Here is a 21,091-nt window from a genome sequence, read left to right as displayed (position 1 = left end):
TGTGGGTCACACAAGGATCTCTTAGGCCACGATGGCTGCCGCTAACCAGAATGCAGAATGTTCCGTAGGTACTACGGCAAGTCGTTCACGGACCGCTTCACGCGGGCAGGTGAGCGCAAGCCCAGCGGGCACCATCCCTTCGATCAAGAGTGCCTGGCCCATGGCATCGATCACCGATTGATCAAGCCAGGAAGGCCGCAAACGAATGGCATGGTGGAACGCTTCAACGGCCGGATCAGCGACGTGCTGGCGACCCGGCGCTATACCTCAGGCGAAGACCTGGAGCAGACGCTCAAGCGTTACTGCTGGCTGTACAATCACCATATCTCGCAGAAAGCGCTACATCATCAATCGCCGATCTCGGCGATGAAGGAATGGCAGGCCAAGCGACCTGAGTTATTTACCAAACGGGTGGTTAATCACCCGGGATCCGACAGGTATGGCTCATGTCAAGAGGCAGTCATCGGGTGCGCGCATCACCTATCGATACGGAGGCGGCAATGACCCTTACTATCAAGGCAAGGCTCATCATGTTCAGCATCATGTTTCTTGCCTTTCTCATCATGGTCAGTGGGTTTGGCCTGAGCGGCATGAATACCAGCAATCGAGCCATACAGACCATCTACGACGACCGGCTCATCACGACGATACAGCTCACGCGAATCGACGAACTCATGCGCGAGAACGTAATTGCCATGAGCCAGATCGTGCTGAACGATCCTCGCCTGGAGCAGGATGGCGACCAGGCCCGTGCCTTTAGTGACCTTGAGTCTGCAATCGAGCGCAATGCCGAGGAAATTGACGTAACTTGGCAGCGCTTCATGGCCACCTACCTGACGGATGAGGAAAGTCAGCTCGCCGAGTTGTTCGAGCGGCGACGGGAGGAGTTTGTCGCCTCTGGCTTGCAGGCGGCGCTGAGCCATTACGGCCAAGGCGATTTTGAAGCCGGCAATCGGGTCTTTCAGCAGCGGACGCTGCCGCTGTTTCAGGCAGCCAATGACGTGGCCCATGATCTGATCGACCTGCAGGAGCGGGTTGCCCTCGAGGAGTACAACAGTGCCCTTGACTACTATGTGCTCGAGCGCAATCTGATCATTGGCGCATTGTTGCTTGCCCTGCTGGTTGCGGCTGGCATGAGCTGGTGGCTGATCCGAGCCATCGGCAAGCCGCTCCGGCGGATGATGGACTACTTCGCGTTGATGGCCAAAGGGGATCTGAGCCAGCGCATCGACTCAGGGGCGAAGGATGAGGTGGGACTTGCCCTGCGTGCCCTGGCGGCCATGCAGGACCAGCAGCGCGACCTCATCGTCTCCATTCAGCAGTCGGCGGATGGAATTGCCACTGGCTCCGCTCAGATTGCCTCGGGCAATACCGACCTTTCTCAGCGAACCGAGGAGCAGGCCTCGAGCCTTCAGGAAACGGCCACCAGCATGGAACAGGTCTCCGCCACGGTGAAGCAGAACACGGAGCATGCTGGCCAGGCGAATCAACTGACGCGTGAGGTGAGCGAGAGCGCCGAGACGGGCGGTGAGAAGGCCGAGCTGGTTGCGGGCAAGATGAAAGAGCTCAACGAGAGCTCGGAAAAGATCAGCGGTATCATCGAGGTCATCGACGGCATAGCGTTTCAGACCAATATCCTTGCACTCAATGCCTCGGTCGAGGCGGCACGGGCCGGTGAGCAGGGGCGCGGCTTTGCCGTGGTGGCCCAGGAGGTGCGCAACCTGGCTCAGCGCTGTGCCGATGCCGCCCAGGAGATCCAGGCTCGTGTCGATCAGAACGCGGGAATCGTCAAGGAGGGCAGCGAACTGGTCGAAGAGGCTGGCACGGCAATGGATGAGATCGTGGCAGGCGTCAAGCGGGTGTCGGCGCTGATGGACGAGGTGGCGCGAGGTTCACAGGAACAGAATGCGGCCGTCGAGCAGGTCAGCGTGGCTGTGAACCAGATGGACCAGGTGACTCAGGATAACGCTGCTCTGGTCGAGCAGACCGCCAACGCCTCGGCGGCACTGGAGCAACAGGCGAGGGAGCTGAGCCAGGCAGTCGCTTTCTTCAAGATCGGGCAAGCAACGGCACCTGCTGCGAGCGGAGAGAGCGCTGCCGTCGCAGGCAGCGCGTCAACCCTGGTGCAGTTGTCGGCATCGAACAGCGATCCTCGGCCGAGCCAGGCCAGCCGCCGTCCCGAACCGGAGTGGGACAGTTTCTGACAGGCTCCATGCGGTGCTCCCTCGGGGAGCACCGTCAACTATCAGAAGGTTTCCCACTCCTCTTCGGTCTGGCGTGCATGGCGCGGCGAGGGGTCGGCCGTACGGGGTGGTGCCGGTAGTTGCCTGGACCTGTTGGGACGCGGTGTGGCAGCTGCCTGGGCAGACTCCACCTCACCGAGAACGAAGGTGCCGACCAGATAGCTGAGGTGTTGGGCGTGACGACTCATCTCCGAGGCAGAGGAAGACGTCTGCTGCACCATGGCCGCGTTCTGTTGGGTCATGGTATCCATCTCCGCGACGGCCGTATTGATCTGGCCGATGCCGGCGTTCTGCTCCCTGGCTCCAGCGCTGATCTCTGCAATGACGTCACTGACCCGGGCCACGCTGGTCACGATCTCGCGCATGGTTTCCCCGGCGCGCTGGACGATGGTGCTGCCATCGCGGGCGTGGGTCACGGAAGCGTCGATCAAGGTGCGAATTTCCCGGGCGGCTTCGCCCGAACGACTGGCCAGTGAGCGGACTTCCTGCGCCACCACGGCAAAGCCGCGACCGTGTTCACCGGCCCGTGCCGCCTCGACCGAGGCGTTGAGCGCCAGAATGTTGGTCTGAAAGGCGATTCCATCGATCAAGCCGATGATCTCGGCAATACGCTGTGAGGAGGTGTCGATGTCGCTCATGGTGCGCTCGACCTGCTGCATGGCGGCCTCACCCTGCTGGGCCACCTGAGTTGTTGCCACCACTAACTGGTTGGCCTGTTCTGCGGACTCGGCAGTGTGGTTTACCGTGGCGGTGATTTCCTCCATGGAGGCGGAGGTTTCCTGCAGGTTGGCGGCGGCCTGCTCTGTACGGGTCGCCAGCTCATCGCTGCCCTGGGCGATATCCTGTGATCCCTGGGTCACACTGTGGGTGCTTCGGCGGACGTCGATCAGGGTCTGCTGCATGCGCTCAACGAAGGCATTGAACTGAGTGGAGAGTTCACCGATTTCGTCGCGACTTTCCGCTTTCAAGCGCTTGGTCAGATCGCCCTGGCCTTTGGCGATGTCGCGCATGGCCTCGGCGGTACGGCGGATCGGCGCCACGGTGCGCCTAACCATCCATACGGTGATCACTGCGACACCAAAAAAGATGAGTAGGCCAAATAGCGCTGAAGTCGTTATCGTGCTTCGAAGCTCACGAGCTGCTCTCGACTCGGCGCCAGCCATGGCAGCGTCAATGTCGGTCACGTAAACACCTGCACCGAGCATCCAGTCAAGCTCGGGAACGGTGTCGACGAAGGAGTACTTTGGTTCCACATCATCAGTCCCAGGGTACTCCCAAGGATATTGATAATAGCCACTCCCCTCCTGTGCAATTTCGATCATGTCGCGAATGATGAAGGCACCGTCTGGTGCACGCAGGTTGCTGAGATCCGTGCCTTCGCGTTCACGACTGTACGGGAGTACGACATTCGTGCCGTCGAATTGATAGGCAAAGATATAATTATCGCCTTCAAACCGGATCGCTCGGAGAATTTCAGCGGCGCGCTCGCGCCGCTCTGCCTCGCTGAGGGTACGGTCCGTCAGTACAGGCTGAATAGCCGTACGGGCACTTTCCACTACGTCGCGTACGCCGGTCTGTCGGGTTTCGATTAACGTGGCGCGCTGCATGGTCAGGGCGTCCTGGCTGTCCAGGATACGAGATCTGGCATCCAGCGCGACGAGGGAAATGGTGGTCACGAGCAGGGGGAGCAGCACCAAGGCCAGGAGCTTGCTCTGAAGTCCAAAGGCGCGTCTGGCGCTGTTAGGGGATGCTGTCATCATCTGAATCTCGCCGGGGATGCTATGGAATGGATTTCCAATATCGGCGGCGAGCGTAGCAACTTTAGGCTTTAGTAGAACTAATTCCTACCGAATATCGGCTAGCGCCCCCTCCCGCACCCGAGTCAAACCTTCCTGAGCTGTCGAGGCCACCAGCCGCCCGCTGCGGTCATAGATGCTGCCGCGGGCGAAGCCGCGGGCGCCACCGGCCCATGGGCTGTCCATGTCGTAGAGCAGCCAGTCGTTGACCTTGACGTCGCGGTGAAACCACAGTGCGTGGTCGAGGCTGGCGATCTGCAGCTTGGGGTCGCGGAAGGTGATGCCATGCGGCACCAGCGCCGTGGTCAGCAGGTTGAAGTCGGAGCTGTAGGCCAGCAGGTAGCGGTGCAGGGCGGGGTCGTCGGGCATATCGCCAGTGAGGCGAAACCACAGCCGCTTGCGCGAAGGCTGCCCCGGCTCGGCCTCGTCGCCCAGGTGCAGGAATTCGATGGGGTGGCCGGGGAAGCGCTCGAGGCGGGCGCTCGGGTCCTGCTCCAGCGCTTCGGGAAGGGCGATCTCGGGCATCGCCATCTGGTGGTCCAGGCTCTCTTCGCGACCGTGGAAGGAGGCGCTGCAGAAGAAGATAGGACGCCCCTTCTGGATGGCGGTGACGCGGCGCGTGGTGAAGCTGCCGCCGTCGCGCACGGCGTCGACCTGATAGACTACCGGGCGGTGGGGGTCGCCGGGGCGCAGGAAGTAGCCGTGCAGCGAGTGTGCCTGGCGGCTGGCGTCCACCGTGTGGGTGGCAGCGGATAATGCCTGGCCGAGTACCTGCCCGCCGAACAGCTGCGGCAGACCCAGGTCCTGGCTGCGGCCGCGGAACAGGTTCTCCTCGATCTCTTCCAGACCAAGCAGGTCGACGAGCTGATTCAGGGCGTCGGTCATGGGGCATCCTCAGGGGCGAATCATACGGTTGTTTAAGGTATCAGCATAACGGAGTCGGCGCCGATGCGCAGTGACGAATTCTACATGCACCGGGCGCTGGACCAGGCCCACGAGGGACTGGCGTCCGGTGAGGTGCCGGTGGGGGCCGTGGTCGTGGATGCGGCAGGTGACATCGTTGGCGCCGGCTTCAATGCACCGATCTCTGGACACGACCCCAGCGCTCATGCGGAAATTCGCGCCCTGCGTGATGCTGCCGCACGCCTTGGCAACTATCGCCTGGATGGTTGCACGCTGTATGTCACCCTGGAGCCCTGCCTGATGTGCACCGGGGCGATCATTCATGCACGTATTGCCCGGCTGGTCTACGCCGCCGCCGAGCCGCGCACCGGCATGGTGGAATCGAAGGCCAACCTGTTCGCCCAGCCCTGGCACAATCACCATGTCGTAGTGGAGGGTGGCGTCCTTGCTTCACGCGCATCGCGGCTGCTCAAGGCCTTCTTCGAAGCCAGGCGCGAAGGAGTAGCGGGAGCGTCAGGGGCTCTCGATGACACTTAGCGTCGGTGCGGTTCTTACTTGGTTGCGACCCGCAGCCTTGGCGCGATAGAGCGCCTCGTCTGCGGCTTGCATGACGGTGGCGATTTCCAACGGCCCATCCTGCAGCGTGACAACGCCGAAACTGGCCGTCAGCCGCTGCCCGTCGTGGTGGCTCAACCCTGACTCCTGCAAGCGATGTCGCAACGTTTCGGCGATAGACTCTGCCTGCGCAGTATCTACCCGAGGCAAGCAGGCCACGAACTCCTCGCCACCGTAGCGTGCGAAGAGCCCACCGTGCATCTCGACCACCTCGCGTCCGATGTTGCCCAGCCGCTTCAGGTAGCGGTCGCCGATCAGGTGGCCCTGGTGGTCGTTGATGCGCTTGAAGTGGTCGACATCGCAGATCATCACGCTCAGCGGCCGGGCTTCGGCATTGGCCTCGAGGGTTTCCATGAACAGTCGGCGGTTGGGCAGCTTGGTCAACTCGTCATGACGGGCCAGCCACTCGATCTCCTTCTGGAGCTGATTGCGGGTGCGAATTTCCCGGCGCAGCCCGGTATTGGCGGCATGGACCTGACGGTGGCGGCGTTCAAGGCGAGTGTAGCCGAGCAGTACCAGGTAGAGCAGGTAGGCTAGCGTCAGGCCGGTGACCAGGCTAACCACCGGATGGCGAGGGAGGCGTGCTATCAGTTGGGCATGGCTGGGCTGCACGGTGAGCCCTAATGGCGTGCCGGCGACGTCGAGCAATATCTCATGCTGCCATGGGCCGAGGCTGATTTCGGGGAACTGGCTGGCCAGGGTGCGATCACCCTGGGAGAGCGCCAGGCCGATGGCTTGAGTATCCACTTCGCTGAACAGCCTCTCGGCCAGCACCGGTAGGCTGATAACCATGGCCACTGCGCCCAGGATGCGTTCGTCCTCCAGGGTTATCGGCAGGTAGTGAATGATGCCGGGAACCCCCTGGAGCAGCATGATGACTTCCGTGCGCCCGATGCGATGCTCGTGGAGCGCACGGCTGACCGCCTCGCGCCCGGCGGGCTGGGCATCGAAGAGCCGTGCGCCCAGGGCCTGCCGGTTGATCTCGTTGATGGGGTGGACTCGCGTGATGTGACTGTCTGGGTCGACGAACGCCATGTTGAGCAGGAAGCGGAAGTCACGATGGTAAGGCTCTGCCTGCCGGGACCACTCTTCCTGGGTGGGAGGGGAGTCGAACAGGGTCCAGATGCTGGCAAAGCGCTCTACGGCGGCCAGGTGATCCTGAATCTCCCGGGTCAGTCGGTCGCCCAGCTGCTGAGCTTGGGCCTGCGTCTGGTGTGCCAACCCTTGCTCGGTGATGCTCTTCTGGTGATGCCAGAGCAGTAGCGTGAGTACCACTAGGAACAGCGGGGGCGACAGGACACGTTTCAAGGGCACGGCTCGGGAGTGCCAGCTCGGCACTGAGCTCACTCCCAGTCCGGCCAGAAGCACCGCGATGGTCAACGTGGTCCATGTGCCCGCTGACGCCCGGATCAGGGAAGTCTCGAGGTTGGTGTAATTCAGCAGCTGCTGCATGGCCAGTAGACACAGGACCATGATCGACAGCAGCGGACCGCCTCGCGCGGGCTGGCTGCGGGTGACGATCAGTACCGCTATCAAGATCAGGCTAAGGGTCGCCAGCAGTGCCGGGCGCCATGCCTCCAGGCTCAGTCCGGCGGCCAGTCCATGACTCAGGGCATCCCAGATTGCCATCGGTACCCAGTACTCAGGTAGCACATAACTGCCCAATACCAGGACCAGCGTAAAAAGCACGATGCTTACCAGCCCCTTTGCCAGCGCCCGAGCTCCCCACAGCATCAGCAGCTGGGCCAGGATGAGCATCCCCGCCAGGCACAGCGTGAGAAGCTCATGCAGCCGTCCAGCGCCGTCCTGGGAAAGGAGCCCCAGGGTGAGTGGCGCAATGGCCAGGCTGACGACTAAGGAAGCAGGGGGAAGCATGCTCACGTTGATCTCATGATCTCGATCTTCTAGAGAATGGGGGCGACGATGTCGAATAGGGGAGCTTCACCATTCTCGCCGTTGGGAAGCTCGTTGAGCTGCAGGTATTGCTGCTGGGAGCGATCCACGTAAGTCAGTATCTCGTAGTAGCGACGGATGTTGCGTACATAGATGACCGGCTCGCCGCCGCGGGCATAGCCGTGTCGCGTGCGGCTGTGCCATTCGCGCTTTTGCAGCAATGGCAGGGCTTCACGCACATCCTCCCAGCGGTCGGGATTGCCGCCGAGTTCCTCGGTAATCTTGCGCGCGTCGTACAGATGGCCGAGGCCCACGTTGTAGGCGGCCATGGCCATGTAGAGTCGGTCGTCGCCCTGGATCGACTCGGGAAGACGGTCCTTGACCTGGCGCAGGTAGCGAGCCCCACCGTCCACGCTCTGGGCTGGATCGAGGCGATCGCTGACGCCCATCTCGTCAGCGGTGGGCAGGGTCAGCATCATCAGGCCTCTCACGCCGGTGGGTGAGGTGGCCTCCGGATCCCAGTGCGATTCCTGATAGCCCAACGCAGCCAGCAGCTTCCAGTCGAAGCCGGTATTACGCGCCGCTTCGCGGAAGAGTTCGGCGTAGGTGGGTAGGCGTTCGTTCAGGTGGGCGATGAAGACCCGCGCGCCGACGTACTCAAGGTAGTCATCGTGGCCGAAGTGGCGTGCCACCAGTTTGTCGAGCCGCCCATCGCGTTGCAGGTCGTGCAGAAACCGATTGGCGGCTTGCTGAAGCCCCAGGCCACCCTTTGCCGGAAACGCCCATGCCATGGAGAGCGGCTGGCCGAGCGGGAAGCCGCGCTCGACGCCGCGAAAGAAGATGCGGTTGTTACGGAACTGGTGCTCGAAGACGACTGCAGCATCCAGATCGCTGCTCTCGACCTGGCTCAGCAGCTCGGCAACCTCCACTTCCGAGGACTCGCGCCAGCCCAGTTCCGGATGCTCGGCCTGCAGCTCGCGCAGCACACGATCGGTACCGGCGCCTCGAATGGTTCCGATATTGAGCCCTGCCAGGCCGTCGATGCCGGTGACCGGTGGCAGGCCGCGGCGATAGACCAGGAGGGGTTGCAACTCGAGTATCGGGCGACTATAGATGAGGTCTGGCTGGGCCAGGTCCAACGGCAGGGCAGCGGCGGCCAGGTCGCCTTCACGGCGTACCGCTTCCAGGGCGCTCTGAATATGGTGGCTGGCGTCGAGAGTCAGGCTGACGCCGAGAAAGTCGGCGAAGCCGCGCATCAGCTCGTACTCGAAGCCAGTGGGACCGTGGCGCCCCTCATAGTAGGTGGTCGGGGTATTGCGGGTATGAATGCTGATGAAGTCTCGCTCGAGCACGGTTTCAAGCACGCCGCTCGCCGGCTTGAAGTGGCGATAGGGTGTCAGGCACAGAATAACCCCCAGCAGCAGCAAGGCGGCCAGGCGCAGACGGCTCAGCAGTAGACGACGAGAAAACTCAGGCATTCAAGCGACGGTCGGCGATGAGAGCTTAACGATAACGGCCCGAGCCACGGCTGTCATCCGCTGGATTTCGTCTGCCCGTCGCTTTCCAGTATCATAGCGCCTTTCTTTGCCGCCGTGCGGCCCTTCCTCCGCTTGCTTCAGAGGCTTCAAGACATGCTCGAACTTCGAGGCGCGCCTGCCCTTTCCGCTTTCCGTCACGACAAGCTGCTGGCTGCCCTGCGCGCACGGGTTCCCGAGGTCGAGTCCCTGCACGCCAACTACGTGCATTTCGTGGATCACGACGATGAACTGACCGACGATGAGCTGGCCCTTCTCGGCCAACTGCTCGACTACGGCATCCGAAGCGATGACGACGGTGCACCGGCGGGGGGGCAGCCCGAAGGTCAGCTTTTCCTGGTGGTGCCGCGTATCGGCACCCAGTCCCCGTGGTCATCCAAGGCCACCGACATTGTCCGCAACTGCGGCCTGGCCCGGGTGCGTCGGGTCGAGCGTGGCATTTCCTATAGCGTGTCGCTCAAGGCGCCGATGTCCGAAGCGGCCTTCATCGCCATGGTCGAGACCCTGCATGACCGCATGACGGAAAGCGTACTGACCGACAGCTCCGACGCGGCAAGGCTTTTCTCCCATCACGAGCCGGCACCGCTGGGTCACGTGGATATTCTGGAAGGCGGGCGGACGGCACTGGAGAAGGCCAACGTGGCCCTGGGTCTGGCCCTGGCCGAGGACGAGATCGATTACCTGGTCGAAGCGTTCCGCGAGCTTCAGCGCAACCCCACTGACGTCGAGCTGATGATGTTCGCCCAGGCCAACTCCGAGCACTGCCGGCACAAGATCTTCAACGCCGACTGGGTGATCGACGGTGAGGCGCAGAGCCATTCGCTGTTCAAGATGATCAAGAACACCTACCAGGCCTCCCCCGACGGTATTCTCTCCGCCTACAGCGACAATGCGGCGGTGATCGAGGGCGCCGAGGCGGGGCGCTTCTTTGCCGCACCGCTGACCGGCAAGGCGGCGGAGCGCGCCGCGTACGGCACGCACCGCGAGCCGATCCATATCCTGATGAAGGTGGAGACACACAACCACCCCACGGCGATCGCCCCCTACCCCGGGGCGGCCACCGGCGCCGGCGGCGAGATCCGTGACGAAGGCGCCACCGGCATCGGCGGCAAGCCCAAGGCGGGCCTGACCGGCTTTACCGTCTCCAACCTGCGCATCCCCGAGTTCGTCCAGCCCTGGGAGGCCTTCGACTACGGCAAGCCAGAACGCATGCAGTCGGCGTTGGCCATCATGCTCGAGGGGCCCATCGGCGGGGCCTCGTTCAACAACGAGTTCGGCCGCCCCAACCTGGCCGGCTACTTCCGCACCTATGAGCAGGACACCCTGGGGGCCGGCGGCATCGAGCGGCGCGGCTACCATAAGCCGATCATGCTGGCCGGCGGCTACGGCAACATTCGTGCAGGCCACGTCCAGAAAGGGGAGATCCCCGTTGGCGGCAAGCTGATCGTGATGGGCGGGCCGGCCATGTTGATCGGTCTGGGCGGCGGGGCGGCGTCGTCGATGGCCTCCGGCGCTTCCAGTGCCGATCTCGACTTCGCCTCGGTGCAGCGCGAGAATCCCGAGATCGAGCGTCGTGCCCAGGAGGTGATCGATCGCTGCTGGGCGCTGGGCGAGGCCAATCCGATTCGCTTCTTCCACGACGTGGGCGCCGGCGGCCTCTCCAATGCCCTGCCGGAGCTGGTCAAGGACGGCGGCCGTGGTGGCCTTTTCGATCTGCGCGCGGTGCCCAACGCCGAGCCCGGCATGAGCCCGCTGGAGATCTGGTGCAACGAGGCCCAGGAGCGCTACGTGCTGGCGGTGGCGCCGGAGGACCTCGATACCTTCGATGCGCTGTGTGCCCGCGAGCGCTGCCCCTACGCGGTGGTCGGCGAGGCCACCGAAGCGCATCACCTGGAGGTGCGCGACGGGCACTTCGCCAGCAAGCCCGTCGACCTGCCGATGAGCGTGCTGTTCGGCAAGCCGCCGAAGATGCAGCGCGAGTTCCAGCGTGAGTCGCTCGAGCTGCCCGGCGTGATGCTCGACAATCTTGACCTGCGCGAGGCGATGGAGCGGGTGCTGCGCCTGCCTACCGTGGCCTCCAAGAGTTTCTTGATCACCATCGGCGACCGCTCCATCACCGGCATGGTGGCCCGCGACCAGATGGTCGGTCCGTGGCAGGTGCCGGTGGCCGACGTTGCCGTGACTACCGCGAGCTACGACACCCATGCCGGCGAGGCGATGGCCATGGGCGAGCGTCCGCCGGTGGCGCTGATCGACCCGGCGGCGAGCGCCCGCCTGGCGGTGGCCGAAACCATCACCAACCTGGCCGCCGCACCGATTGCCCGGCTCGGCGACATCAAACTCTCCGCCAACTGGATGAGTGCTGCCGACCACGTCGGCGAGAACCAGGCGCTGTACGACGCCGTGCATGCGGTGGGCATGGAGCTGTGCCCGCAGCTTGGCATCGCGATTCCGGTGGGCAAGGACTCCATGTCGATGCGCACCGCCTGGCAGGCCGAGAGCGAAGAGGGCGAGGCCGAAGAGAAGAGCATTACCGCACCGCTGTCGCTGGTAGTCACCGGCTTCGCCCCGGTCAGCGATGCATTGAAGACCCTGACGCCGCAGATCAACCTCGACCAGGACGAGTCCGACCTGATCCTGATCGACCTCGGTGGCGGCAGGAACCGCCTGGGCGGTTCGGCGCTGGCGCAGGTCTACGGCCAGCTCGGCAACGAATGCCCCGACCTTGACGACCCGGAAGACCTCAAGGCCTTCTTCGCCGTTATCCAGGGGCTGAATGCCGACGGCAAGCTGCTGGCCTATCACGACCGCAGCGACGGCGGCCTGCTGGTCACGCTGCTGGAGATGGCCTTCGCCGCCCATGCTGGCCTCGAGATCAAGCTCGACTGGCTGATCGACGAGCCGACCCAGGCAGTGGATGCGCTGTTCGCCGAGGAGCTCGGCGCGGTGATCCAGGTCAACCGCCAGTACACCGAGGAAGTGCTGGCCCAGTTCGCCGCCGCCGGCATCGAGACCTGCGGTGTCATCGCCCGGCCGCGCTACGACGACCAGGTGCGCGTGACGTTGTTCGAGGAGCCGCTGCTCGAGACCACCCGGCTGCTGGCTCAGCGTACCTGGGCCGAAACCAGCTATCGCATGCAGGCGCTGCGCGACAATCCCGATTGTGCCAAGAGCGAGTTCGATGGCCTGCTCGACGGTCGCGACCCGGGCCTTTCGGCCAGCCCCTCCTTCGATGTGAATGAGGATGTCGCCGCACCCTTCGTCAATGTTGCCCGCCCGGCAGTCGCGATCCTGCGTGAGCAGGGGGTCAACGGTCAGTTGGAGATGGCCTGGTCCTTCGATCACGCCGGCTTCGAGGCGGTGGACGTGCACATGAGCGATATCCTCGAAGGCCGGGTGTCCTTGGATGCGTTCAAGGGGCTGGTGGCTTGCGGGGGCTTTTCCTACGGCGACGTGCTGGGGGCCGGCGGCGGCTGGGCCAAGTCGGTACTGTTCAACCCGCGTGCCCGGGAGCAGTTCGCGGCCTTCTTCGAGCGCGACGACAGCTTTGCTCTCGGCGTGTGCAACGGTTGTCAGATGTTTGCCCAGCTCAAGGAACTGATCCCCGGCGCCGAGAGCTGGCCGCGCTTCGTACGTAACGAGTCCGAGCAGTTCGAGGCCCGGGTGGCCATGGTCCAGGTGGAGCAGAGCCCCTCGATCCTGCTGGCCGGCATGGAGGGCTCACGGCTGCCGATCGCCGTGGCTCACGGCGAGGGGCGCGCCGAGTTCCGCGACAGCGCGCACCTGCGCAGCATGCAGGGCAGCGCTCAGGTTGCCCTGCGCTACGTCGACAACTACGGCCAGGTGACCAGTCACTACCCCGCCAATCCCAACGGCTCGCCCTCGGGTATCACCGGCCTGACCACCCCGGACGGTCGTGTCACCATCATGATGCCGCACCCTGAGCGGGTCACACGGGCAGTCACCAATTCCTGGCGTCCCGCTGAGTGGACTCGCGATGGTGCCTGGATGCGGCTGTTCCGCAATGCTCGGGTATGGCTGGGCTGACTCAGCTCACGCTGCAATGAAAGAGACGGCCTGCATGGCCGCCTCTTCGTTTTCAAGCTGTTCTGGCTCTTCCCTGCCGCGATGCTGCATGCTCCGACAGGCGGTAGCTGACGTCAGGCACTTTGCTCCATTTGCCTCGTTTCAGTGCGAGAGGCAAGAAAACCCTCCAGGACCATATGCTCTGCATGCTTCTGCTTGATGATCGCAGATAGCGCCGGATACAGGGCCGGCACGGTACTGGCCTCGCGCAGATGCTTGTGGAAGTGCAGCGAGTATTCGGCATCCTTCACCGTCTGGGCGAGGGTTTCGAGTGCCAGCGGGTGAGAGTTGATGAAGAAGGGCGGAGGTGATGTCGTTGCCGGGCCGGGAGTGGATTCCGGCAGGCCCGTCTGTCGGCAGAGACGGCGCAGCTCCTCGACACGCATCTCGCACTGAATGCCCAGCGAAGCCATGAGACGGCTGATCGCCGTATCGAATGGCAGGAAGCTGAACGCAAGTCGTCGGTATCTTGTGACCTCGGCGCGTTCATGCGCCTCGGCGAGTGTCAACAGCTCATCCAGCACCAGGGCAAGCCTGGCGATCGTTGTTGGTTTTTCTGGCATGGCAGTGTCCTCTTGTCGGAGGCTTGGCATCGGCCGCTTCCCCGCAATTTTTGCGGCTGTCGATGATGCTCCAAGAATGCCTCCAGTGTGCATGACCTTCATCAAGTTTCGCGACGTATAGGTCCAATGAACCAGTGATTCCATCCACCAGTATGACGAGAGCCACATGTATCCCCTATGCCCCGCTGGTCTCGTCAGACACAACACTGAACTTTCACTATAGACGAACTGGCGCAGAAACCATCGAATGAAAGTGAAACGAATGTTTGACAATTGTAGCTGTCAGGCCAGACTGCCTGGGATGGCCGAAACGAGGTAAAAGGGCATGACCCAAGAAGTTTTCCAAGAGCGAGTGACACTTGCGTTTCAGGACCATGTGGCCGAGGTGGCCCTGGCGCGTCCTCGCGAGCACAACGGTCTTGATTGGCCGATGATCGATGGCCTGCTGGCAGCGCAGCAGCGGCTCCGTAGCCTCGAAGGATTGCGTGCCGTAGTACTCAAGGGTGAGGGAGAGAGCTTCTGTGCGGGGCTCGACATGGCCGCTATCATGTCCCGTTCCGAGCGGCTACCCGCGCTGCTGGCGGCCGATGAGCACGGCATCAATCCCGTGCAGCGCCTGGCCCTGGGGTGGCGCGATGCCGGCGTGCCGGTCATTGCGGCGCTGCAGGGGCATGTCTACGGAGGCGGGCTGCAGATCGCACTGGGGGCCGATATTCGCGTGGTGCATCCCGATGCTCGGCTCGCTCTACTGGAGATCGTCTGGGGCATCATTCCAGACATGGGCGTCAGCGTGACTGCAGAAAACATGCGCAGCGACGTGCTGCGTGAGCTGGCATGGACAGGGCGCAAGCTGGAGGGGCGTGAAGCGGTGGCACTTGGCCTGGCCACGCGGCTCGCTGACGAACCACAGGTTATCGCAAGAGACATCGCCACTGCGGTTGCGGCTCGCTCACCAAGGGCGGTAAGCGCGGCACGCGAACTCTTCTCGCGCGCCCCCGGCATGTCCGAGCGTGAGCGGCTGGCGCTGGAGGCCAGCTTGCAGCGCGGGCTGCTCGGCGGCGAGGAGCAACTCGAGGCCGTGGCGGCCCGCATGGCCGGACGCCAGCCGCGATTCTCCGGCACTTCCGACGCCTGAATGCGCGACTGACGCAGCGTTTATTTCCACTGCCCATGCCTACGACCACCTCAAATGCTTCGGCTCACATGGCCCCTGCGCTTCGCCCCTACCAGCAGGAGGCCGTGAGGCGCGTGGTGGTGCACTTCCGTGCCAGCGACGAGCCGGCGGTGGTGGTGCTGCCCACCGGCAGCGGCAAATCGCTGGTGATCGCCGAACTGGCGCGCCTGGCACGCGGTCGCGTGCTGGTGCTGGCTCACGTGCGCGAGCTGGTGGAGCAAAACCACGCCAAGTACCTGGCCTATGGCCTCGATGCTGATATCTTCAGCGCCGGGTTGGGGCGCAAGGAGAGCGCGCGCCAGGTGGTATTCGGCTCGGTGCAGTCTGTGGCACGCAATCTGGAGCGCTTCGACGCGACCGAGGGGCATGCTCGCTTCACCTTGTTGGTGATCGATGAGTGCCACCGGGTCTCGCCGGACAAGGACGCCAGCTATCGCCGCGTGATCGAGCGTCTGCGCCGGGCCAACCCCCAGCTCAAGGTGTTGGGGCTTACCGCCACGCCCTATCGTCTGGGACAGGGGGTCATCTATCACCGCCACCACCACGGCATGGTGCGAGGCGATGCGGAGTGCTTCTTTCGCGACTGCGTCTTCGAGCAGCCGCTGCGCCTGATGGTCAAGCAAGGCTATCTTGCTCCGCCGACCCGTATCGATGCTGCCGTCGAGCGCTATGATTTCTCGGCGCTGACGCCAGGGACAGGCGGTCTGTTTCGGGAAGAGGAGCTCAACCGGGTGGTGGCAGGCAGTCGCGCCACGCCGGGTATCATCGCCGAAATCATCGAGCGTGCCCGCAGCCGCTGCGGCGTGATGCTGTTCGCCGCCTCCGTGGCCCACGCCGAAGAGATCCTCGGCTATCTGCCGTCCGCCGAGGCAGCGCTGATCACCGGCGAGACGCCATCCGGGGAACGCGAGCGCATCATCGCCGCTTTCAAGTCCCGTGAGCTCAAGTACCTGGTCAACGTGGCGGTGCTCACCACTGGCTTCGATGCACCTCACGTCGACCTGATCGCCATTCTGCGGCCCACCGAGTCGGTGAGTCTCTACCAACAGATCGTCGGCCGCGGCCTGCGCCTGGCGCCGGGCAAGCGCGATTGCCTGATCCTCGACTATGCCGGCAACCCCTGGGATCTCTACGCACCGGAAGTGGGCAGCCCGCGCCCGGCCTCGGATACCGAGCCGGTGCAGGTCGAGTGCCCCGCCTGCGGCCACGCCAACCTGTTCTGGGGCCGCAAGGAGGGCGATATCGTCATCGAGCACTTCGGTCGCCGCTGTCAGGGGCTGGTGGAGGACGCTTCGGGCAAGCGTCGCCAGTGCGACTTTCGCTACCGCTTCAAGGTGTGCGGCGAGTGTGGCGCCGAGAATGACATCGCCGCGCGGCGCTGCCACGGCTGCCAGACCCTGCTGGTCGACGCCGACGACAAGCTCAAGGAGGTGCTGCGCCTCAGGGATGCCCGGGTGCTGCGGGTGGCCGGCATGCAGCTCGAAGCTACCGTCAACGGCCGCGGGCTGCCGCGGCTCAAGGTCACCTACCACGACGAGGACGGGGCGAGCCTGAGTGAATGGTTCGCCCTGGAGACTCCGGCTCAGCGTGCCGCCTTCGCTGCGGTTTTCCTGCGCCATCACCTGCGAGCGCCGGGAGCGCGTTGGCAGCCGCTGAGCGCCGAAGAGGTCATCGCCGAGCGCTGGCGCCTTCGCCACCCGGACTTCGTGGTGGGGCGCAGGGTGGGCCGCCACTGGCAGGTGCGCGAAAAGCTGTTCGACTATACGGGACGCTATCGCAAGGCGGAGGCGGTGGAGTAGTGGAGCCGCTGCGAGCATGGCATCGATGCGATTAGCCAGTTGAGTTGCTGTTTCTCCTAGTACCAACTTGCTAGACTGGCCAGTTGATCGAGTATGACGCCAAGAGGCCAGCCCCCGCGTGAGCGAGATGCCCCCCACGGCTGTTGCCGAGCAGCCGGCCGCGAGCGACGCCGAGACACAGTCAGCGGTGCTGGCGCGGCTATTCGACGAGCCTATCACCGAGCTTCCCGAGGATCTCTATATCCCGCCGGAGGCGCTGCGCATCTTCCTTGAGGCCTTCGAGGGGCCGCTCGACCTGTTGCTCTACCTGATTCGCCGCCAGAACCTGGATATCCTGGCCATCGACGTGGCCGCCATCACCCGGCAGTACATCGAGTACGTGGAGCTGATGAAGGCGATGGAGATCGAGCTGGCCGGGGAGTACCTGCTGATGGCGGCAATGCTGGCCGAGATCAAGTCGCGCACCCTGCTGCCACGCCCGCCGCGAGAGGGGGGCGACGAAGCGGAAGAGGATCCTCGCGCCGAACTGATCCGGCGCCTGCAGGAGTACGAGCAGCTCAAGAGCGCGGCCGAGGCCTTGGCCGAGCTGCCGCGGGTCGGGCGCGACTGGTTCCCGGCCCGTGCCGGGCTGCCGCCGCTGGAGGCGCGGGTGATTCACCCCGATGTGGAGCTCGATGAGCTGCTCGGGGCGCTGGCCGGCATCCTGCGCCGGGCCGAGCTCAACCAGGCCCACCAGGTCGGCCGCGAGGTACTCTCGACCCGGGAGCGTATGCTGGCCATCATGGATCGCCTGAACCATGAGCACTACACCCCGTTCGAGGCGCTGTTCACCCTGGAGGAGGGCCGCCCCGGGGTCATTGTCACCTTCATGGCCATTCTCGAGCTGGCCAAGGAGTCGATGATCGAGATCGTGCAGAATGCGCCGCTTTCGCCGATCCACGTGCGTGCCCGGGCGCCTCGCGAAGAAACAGAGGAGGACGCGTTCGACGATGAGGGAATCGATGTCGAAAGCCCTTTTGCCGATAGCATGCCCGGAGAGGACGATACTGCATGACGGCCATGGAACTGCCCGACAGCCTCGACGACATCCTCGAAGCGGCGCTGCTGGCGGCTGCCGAGCCGCTTTCGCTGGAGCGTCTCGAGGGCCTGTTCGACGAACATGAGCGGCCTCGGCGGCGCAGCCTGCGTGAGGCGCTGGAGCGAGTCGCGGCGCGACACGTCAGCGGCGCCATGGAGCTGATCGAGACCGCTTCCGGCTATCAGCTGCGCATCCGTCCGCGCCTGTCGCCCTGGGTCTCCCGGCTGTGGGATGAGCGCCCGCAGCGCTACTCCCGGGCGCTGCTCGAGACCCTGGCACTGATCGCCTATCGCCAGCCGGTGACCCGGGGGGACATCGAGGAGGTTCGTGGCGTGGCGGTGAGCAGCTCGATCATGCGCACGTTGGCCGAACGCGGCTGGGTTCGTGTGGTCGGACACCGTGATGTGCCGGGCCGCCCTGCGGTCTATGCGACTACGCGCCAGTTCCTCGACGACTTCGGGCTCAAGACGCTGGACGAGCTGCCACCCATGCATGAACTCAAGGGCATGGACGAGCCGGTCTTCGAGGACGAGGCTCCGCCACCACCGAGCGAACTGCTGGCCCAGGCCGATGCACCGCTCGAGGACGAGACGGTGGAGGCTGGCGATATGCCAGGCGAAGCGGGAGCAGAGCAAGATCCTGGGTATGGAGCCCATACCGAGACGACGGCCGGGACGGCCGACGCACCACACGCCGGGAAGGCGTCCGATAGGCCTGGGCTGAGCTTCGCCGATCTCGAGGCCCGCCTGGCCGAACGTGCCCGTACCAGCGTCGACGATGACGGCGGTGCGGGGGCGGAATCCACTGAAAACGAGAAGTCAGAATGACGAGCAACACCGAAAAGCTGCAGAAGGTTCTGGCCCGCGCGGGGCTGGGCTCGCGCCGCGAGATGGAAGCGGCCATCGAGGCCGGCCGCGTCAAGGTCAACGGCAAAGTGGCGACCCTCGGCGATCGCATCGAGATGCGCGACCGCGTTGCCTTCGACGACCGCCCGGTGACCCTGCGCGGCGCCGAGGAGACCCCGCGCCGTGTGATCATGTACAACAAGCCGGAAGGCGAGCTGTGCACGCGCAAGGACCCCGAGGGCCGGCGTACCGTCTTCGAGCGTTTGCCGCGCCTGAAGGGTGAGCGCTGGATCGCCATCGGCCGTCTCGACATCAATACCAGCGGCCTGCTGCTCTTCACCACCGACGGTGAACTGGCCAACCGGCTGATGCATCCATCCACTCAGATCGAGCGCGAGTATGCCGTGCGCGTCATGGGCGAGGTGCGCAAGGAACACGTGGTAGCCATGGTCGAGGGCGTCATGCTCGACGACGGGCCGGCGCGCTTCACCGACGTGCAGGAGTTCGGCGGTGAGGGCATCAATACCTGGTTCCATGTGGTCATCATGGAAGGTCGCAATCGCGAGGTACGCCGGCTCTGGGAGTCCCAGGGGCTGACGGTCAGCCGGCTCAAGCGGGTCCGCTACGGCAATATCTTCCTCGACAAGCGGGCCAAGGCCGGCGAATGGATCGAGCTGTCACAGGATGAAATCGACGACCTGGCGCTGGCAGCCGGCCTGGCGGCGCGCAAGGTGCCCGAGCTCACGCCGGACGAGAAGAACCGCTGGAGCCGCGACAAGCACAAGCGTCGCCCGGTGCAGGCGATGCGCAAGCCCAAGAGTGGCAAGAATCCCAAGGGGCATTAGGCCTTGTACGAGAACGGTCCGCTCTTTTCCGGGGCGGGCGTGCTCGCCTAAAGTCAAAAAAGTCCTTGCCAGTGCAGAGTGTGATCAGTAATATCTGCACCCGTTCGGAAGGGTCGTTAGCTCAGTTGGTAGAGCAGTTGGCTTTTAACCAATTGGTCGTAGGTTCGAATCCTACACGACCCACCATTTCCGGGCCTGTACCGGGTCGTTAGCTCAGTTGGTAGAGCAGTTGGCTTTTAACCAATTGGTCGTAGGTTCGAATCCTACACGACCCACCAGATTCGGCGCCCCCGTCTCCCCTCGAGGCGGGGGCGCTTTGTTTTCCCACTTGAAAAGTCAGCCCCATGCCCTCATTGTGATTCCGGTATCACGAGACCTGTGGTTCGCCAATGCGGCAGCAGGTGTCTAGCACCCTGAAGTGCTGTAGAATGATGCCATGGGTTGAAGCGGCGAAAGACGCTGCAGCCAACCCCAGGCGCATCGACCGTACGGAGAGTGCGGCTTGCGGTGCACCCGGTACACGCAGGGGGAGCCCCTGCCAGTCACAGTGGTAGACACGATGACGATCATGACTTCCCAGGTCGAGGTGCATGAGCACCTCGCCCGCGCATACTGCCCTACCCGTATCCCTGCCCAGGACGAGGCTCGCGTCGACGAGATCAAGCGCCTTCTGGAGCAGCACAATGCGGTGCTGGTGGCACACTATTACACCGATGACGCCATCCAGCAGCTAGCGGAGGAGACCGGCGGTTGCGTCGCCGACTCACTGGAAATGGCCCGCTTCGGTGCGCGACACGATGCCGATACCCTGGTGGTGGCAGGGGTGCGCTTCATGGGCGAGACGGCCAAGATCCTCTCTCCCGAGAAGCGCGTTCTGATGCCTACCCTCGAGGCGACCTGCTCGCTCGATATCGGCTGTCCGGCCGACGAGTTCAGCGCCTTCTGCGACCAGCACCCCGACCGCACCGTAGTGGTCTACGCCAACACCTCGGCGGCCGTCAAAGCCCGCGCCGACTGGGTGGTGACCTCCTCCATCGCGGTGGACGTCATCGAGCACCTCCAGGCCCGTGGCGAGAAGATCCTGTGGGCACCGGACAAGCACCTGGGTGGCTACATCCAGCAGAAGACCGGTGCCGACATGCTGATGTGGGACGGTGCCTGCATCGTGCACGAGGAGTTCAAGGCCAAGGGCATCGAGGACCTCAAGGCGCTCTATCCCGAAGCGGCCGTGCTGGTGCATCCGGAGTCGCCGGCCTCGGTGGTGGCGCTGGCCGACGTGGCCGGTTCGACCTCACAGCTGATCAAGGCGGCCCAGGAGCTGCCCCACGACAAGCTGATCGTGGCCACCGACCGCGGCATCTTCTTCAAGATGCAGCAGATGGTACCCGAGAAGACCTTGTTCGAGGCGCCCACCGCCGGTAATGGAGCGACTTGCCGCAGCTGTGCCCACTGCCCGTGGATGGCGATGAACGCGCTCGACAACATGGCCGGCGCCCTGCGCGAGGGTAGCGGCGAAATCTTCGTCGACGCCGAGCTGCGCCGGGCCGCGCTGAAGCCGCTGGAGCGCATGCTCAACTTCCAGAAGTAGAAGAGGCTGTTACGCCGCTTCCGGTCGAACTACCTTCAAGGCCCGCGCCATTGAACTGACCCCCAATAGTTGGACGGTTCATTCAGCCGGCGTCCAAGGCCTGAGTCCTGTACTGTACGGGGCTCAGG

The 21,091-nt window shown here is 64.0% G+C and carries 14 protein-coding genes, 2 tRNA genes and 1 pseudogene; 12 read left to right on the top strand and 5 right to left on the bottom strand.

Annotation, left to right across the window (positions count from 1 at the left end; translation table 11 throughout):
- Window positions 1-78 precede the first annotated feature (78 nt).
- Window positions 79-504, top strand: a pseudogene (locus H1D44_RS19385) (integrase core domain-containing protein); the annotation flags it as partial.
- Entirely contained in the window at window positions 501-2,204 is a 1,704-nt protein-coding gene (locus tag H1D44_RS19380; protein WP_181516918.1) for a methyl-accepting chemotaxis protein, read from the top strand. The pseudogene H1D44_RS19385 and the gene H1D44_RS19380, both read left to right, overlap by 4 nt.
- A 41-nt stretch (window positions 2,205-2,245) precedes the next feature.
- Here the strand turns inward: H1D44_RS19380 and H1D44_RS19375 are convergent, their stop codons facing one another.
- Both H1D44_RS19375 and H1D44_RS19370 read right to left on the bottom strand, forming a co-directional pair.
- Entirely contained in the window at window positions 2,246-4,003 is a 1,758-nt protein-coding gene (locus H1D44_RS19375) for a methyl-accepting chemotaxis protein (RefSeq protein WP_238984584.1), read from the bottom strand.
- Between the two features lie 84 nt (window positions 4,004-4,087).
- Complete coding sequence (locus H1D44_RS19370) at window positions 4,088-4,924, bottom strand: acyl-CoA thioesterase (RefSeq protein ID WP_181516917.1); 837 nt, start codon at window positions 4,922-4,924, stop codon at window positions 4,088-4,090.
- A 63-nt stretch (window positions 4,925-4,987) separates the two neighbouring features.
- On the opposite strand from H1D44_RS19370, the gene tadA reads away from it, so the two are divergent.
- Window positions 4,988-5,479, top strand: a complete 492-nt coding sequence (tadA, locus tag H1D44_RS19365) for a tRNA adenosine(34) deaminase TadA (RefSeq protein ID WP_181516916.1) — start codon at window positions 4,988-4,990, stop codon at window positions 5,477-5,479.
- Here the strand turns inward: tadA and H1D44_RS19360 are convergent.
- Both H1D44_RS19360 and mltF read right to left on the bottom strand, forming a co-directional pair.
- The gene (locus H1D44_RS19360) at window positions 5,456-7,432 is read right to left on the bottom strand and encodes a GGDEF domain-containing protein (protein ID WP_238984585.1); all 1,977 of its coding nucleotides are present in this window, start codon (window positions 7,430-7,432) and stop codon (window positions 5,456-5,458) included. The genes tadA and H1D44_RS19360 overlap by 24 nt on opposite strands.
- A 29-nt stretch (window positions 7,433-7,461) precedes the next feature.
- Window positions 7,462-8,928, bottom strand: coding sequence for a membrane-bound lytic murein transglycosylase MltF (mltF, locus tag H1D44_RS19355; protein WP_181516914.1), 1,467 nt, complete (start codon window positions 8,926-8,928; stop codon window positions 7,462-7,464).
- Window positions 8,929-9,081: 153 nt separating this feature from the next.
- Here mltF and purL point away from each other — a divergent pair, with 153 nt between their 5' ends.
- Window positions 9,082-13,032 carry a phosphoribosylformylglycinamidine synthase gene (purL, locus tag H1D44_RS19350; RefSeq protein WP_181516913.1) on the top strand — a complete coding sequence of 1,317 codons (3,951 nt, stop codon included), beginning with the start codon at window positions 9,082-9,084 and terminating at the stop codon, window positions 13,030-13,032.
- 113 nt (window positions 13,033-13,145) lie between these two features.
- Here the strand turns inward: purL and H1D44_RS19345 are convergent, their stop codons facing one another.
- Window positions 13,146-13,736: a hypothetical protein gene (locus tag H1D44_RS19345; protein WP_181516912.1), complete on the bottom strand. Its 591-nt coding sequence runs from the start codon at window positions 13,734-13,736 to the stop codon at window positions 13,146-13,148.
- Between the two features lie 223 nt (window positions 13,737-13,959).
- Between H1D44_RS19345 and H1D44_RS19340 the strand changes: the two genes are divergently transcribed.
- The 8 genes from H1D44_RS19340 to nadA all read left to right on the top strand — a co-directional run bounded on the left by H1D44_RS19340 (window position 13,960) and on the right by nadA (window position 20,963).
- The gene (locus tag H1D44_RS19340; RefSeq protein WP_181516911.1) at window positions 13,960-14,769 is read left to right on the top strand and encodes a crotonase/enoyl-CoA hydratase family protein; all 810 of its coding nucleotides are present in this window, start codon (window positions 13,960-13,962) and stop codon (window positions 14,767-14,769) included.
- 68 nt (window positions 14,770-14,837) lie between these two features.
- Window positions 14,838-16,607 (top strand): DNA repair helicase RadD, encoded by a 1,770-nt coding sequence (gene radD, locus H1D44_RS19335; protein WP_181516910.1) that lies wholly within the window; start codon window positions 14,838-14,840, stop codon window positions 16,605-16,607.
- A 118-nt stretch (window positions 16,608-16,725) separates the two neighbouring features.
- Window positions 16,726-17,661 (top strand): segregation/condensation protein A, encoded by a 936-nt coding sequence (locus tag H1D44_RS19330; RefSeq protein WP_181516909.1) that lies wholly within the window; start codon window positions 16,726-16,728, stop codon window positions 17,659-17,661.
- Complete coding sequence (scpB, locus tag H1D44_RS19325; RefSeq protein WP_181516908.1) at window positions 17,658-18,512, top strand: SMC-Scp complex subunit ScpB; 855 nt, start codon at window positions 17,658-17,660, stop codon at window positions 18,510-18,512. Before H1D44_RS19330 ends, scpB begins: the two co-directional genes overlap by 4 nt.
- Window positions 18,509-19,375: a 23S rRNA pseudouridine(2605) synthase RluB gene (gene rluB, locus H1D44_RS19320; RefSeq protein ID WP_181516907.1), complete on the top strand. Its 867-nt coding sequence runs from the start codon at window positions 18,509-18,511 to the stop codon at window positions 19,373-19,375. The genes scpB and rluB overlap by 4 nt, the downstream gene beginning before the upstream one ends.
- 110 nt (window positions 19,376-19,485) lie before the next feature.
- A tRNA-Lys gene (locus H1D44_RS19315) sits at window positions 19,486-19,561 on the top strand.
- Between the two features lie 16 nt (window positions 19,562-19,577).
- Window positions 19,578-19,653 (top strand) — tRNA-Lys (locus H1D44_RS19310).
- Window positions 19,654-19,934: 281 nt separating this feature from the next.
- Window positions 19,935-20,963: a quinolinate synthase NadA gene (gene nadA / locus H1D44_RS19305; RefSeq protein WP_422671948.1), complete on the top strand. Its 1,029-nt coding sequence runs from the start codon at window positions 19,935-19,937 to the stop codon at window positions 20,961-20,963.
- Window positions 20,964-21,091 lie beyond the last annotated feature (128 nt).

It is taken from the genome of Billgrantia kenyensis, from assembly GCF_013697085.1.
GTDB lineage: Bacteria > Pseudomonadota > Gammaproteobacteria > Pseudomonadales > Halomonadaceae > Halomonas > Halomonas kenyensis.
This window is presented reverse-complemented; position numbering and strand designations above follow the sequence as displayed.

Bases quoted from the DNA above. Each gene is read 5' to 3' on its own strand.
- H1D44_RS19380 (WP_181516918.1), top strand. From the start codon at position 501: ATGACCCTTACTATCAAGGCAAGGCTCATCATGTTCAGCATCATGTTT.
- H1D44_RS19375 (WP_238984584.1), bottom strand. From the start codon at position 4,003: ATGATGACAGCATCCCCTAACAGCGCCAGACGCGCCTTTGGACTTCAG.
- H1D44_RS19370 (WP_181516917.1), bottom strand. From the start codon at position 4,924: ATGACCGACGCCCTGAATCAGCTCGTCGACCTGCTTGGTCTGGAAGAG.
- tadA (WP_181516916.1), top strand. From the start codon at position 4,988: ATGCGCAGTGACGAATTCTACATGCACCGGGCGCTGGACCAGGCCCAC.
- H1D44_RS19360 (WP_238984585.1), bottom strand. From the start codon at position 7,432: ATGCTTCCCCCTGCTTCCTTAGTCGTCAGCCTGGCCATTGCGCCACTC.
- mltF (WP_181516914.1), bottom strand. From the start codon at position 8,928: ATGCCTGAGTTTTCTCGTCGTCTACTGCTGAGCCGTCTGCGCCTGGCC.
- purL (WP_181516913.1), top strand. From the start codon at position 9,082: ATGCTCGAACTTCGAGGCGCGCCTGCCCTTTCCGCTTTCCGTCACGAC.
- H1D44_RS19345 (WP_181516912.1), bottom strand. From the start codon at position 13,736: ATGAAGGTCATGCACACTGGAGGCATTCTTGGAGCATCATCGACAGCC.
- H1D44_RS19340 (WP_181516911.1), top strand. From the start codon at position 13,960: ATGACCCAAGAAGTTTTCCAAGAGCGAGTGACACTTGCGTTTCAGGAC.
- radD (WP_181516910.1), top strand. From the start codon at position 14,838: ATGGCCCCTGCGCTTCGCCCCTACCAGCAGGAGGCCGTGAGGCGCGTG.
- scpB (WP_181516908.1), top strand. From the start codon at position 17,658: ATGACGGCCATGGAACTGCCCGACAGCCTCGACGACATCCTCGAAGCG.
- rluB (WP_181516907.1), top strand. From the start codon at position 18,509: ATGACGAGCAACACCGAAAAGCTGCAGAAGGTTCTGGCCCGCGCGGGG.
- nadA (WP_422671948.1), top strand. From the start codon at position 19,935: ATGACGATCATGACTTCCCAGGTCGAGGTGCATGAGCACCTCGCCCGC.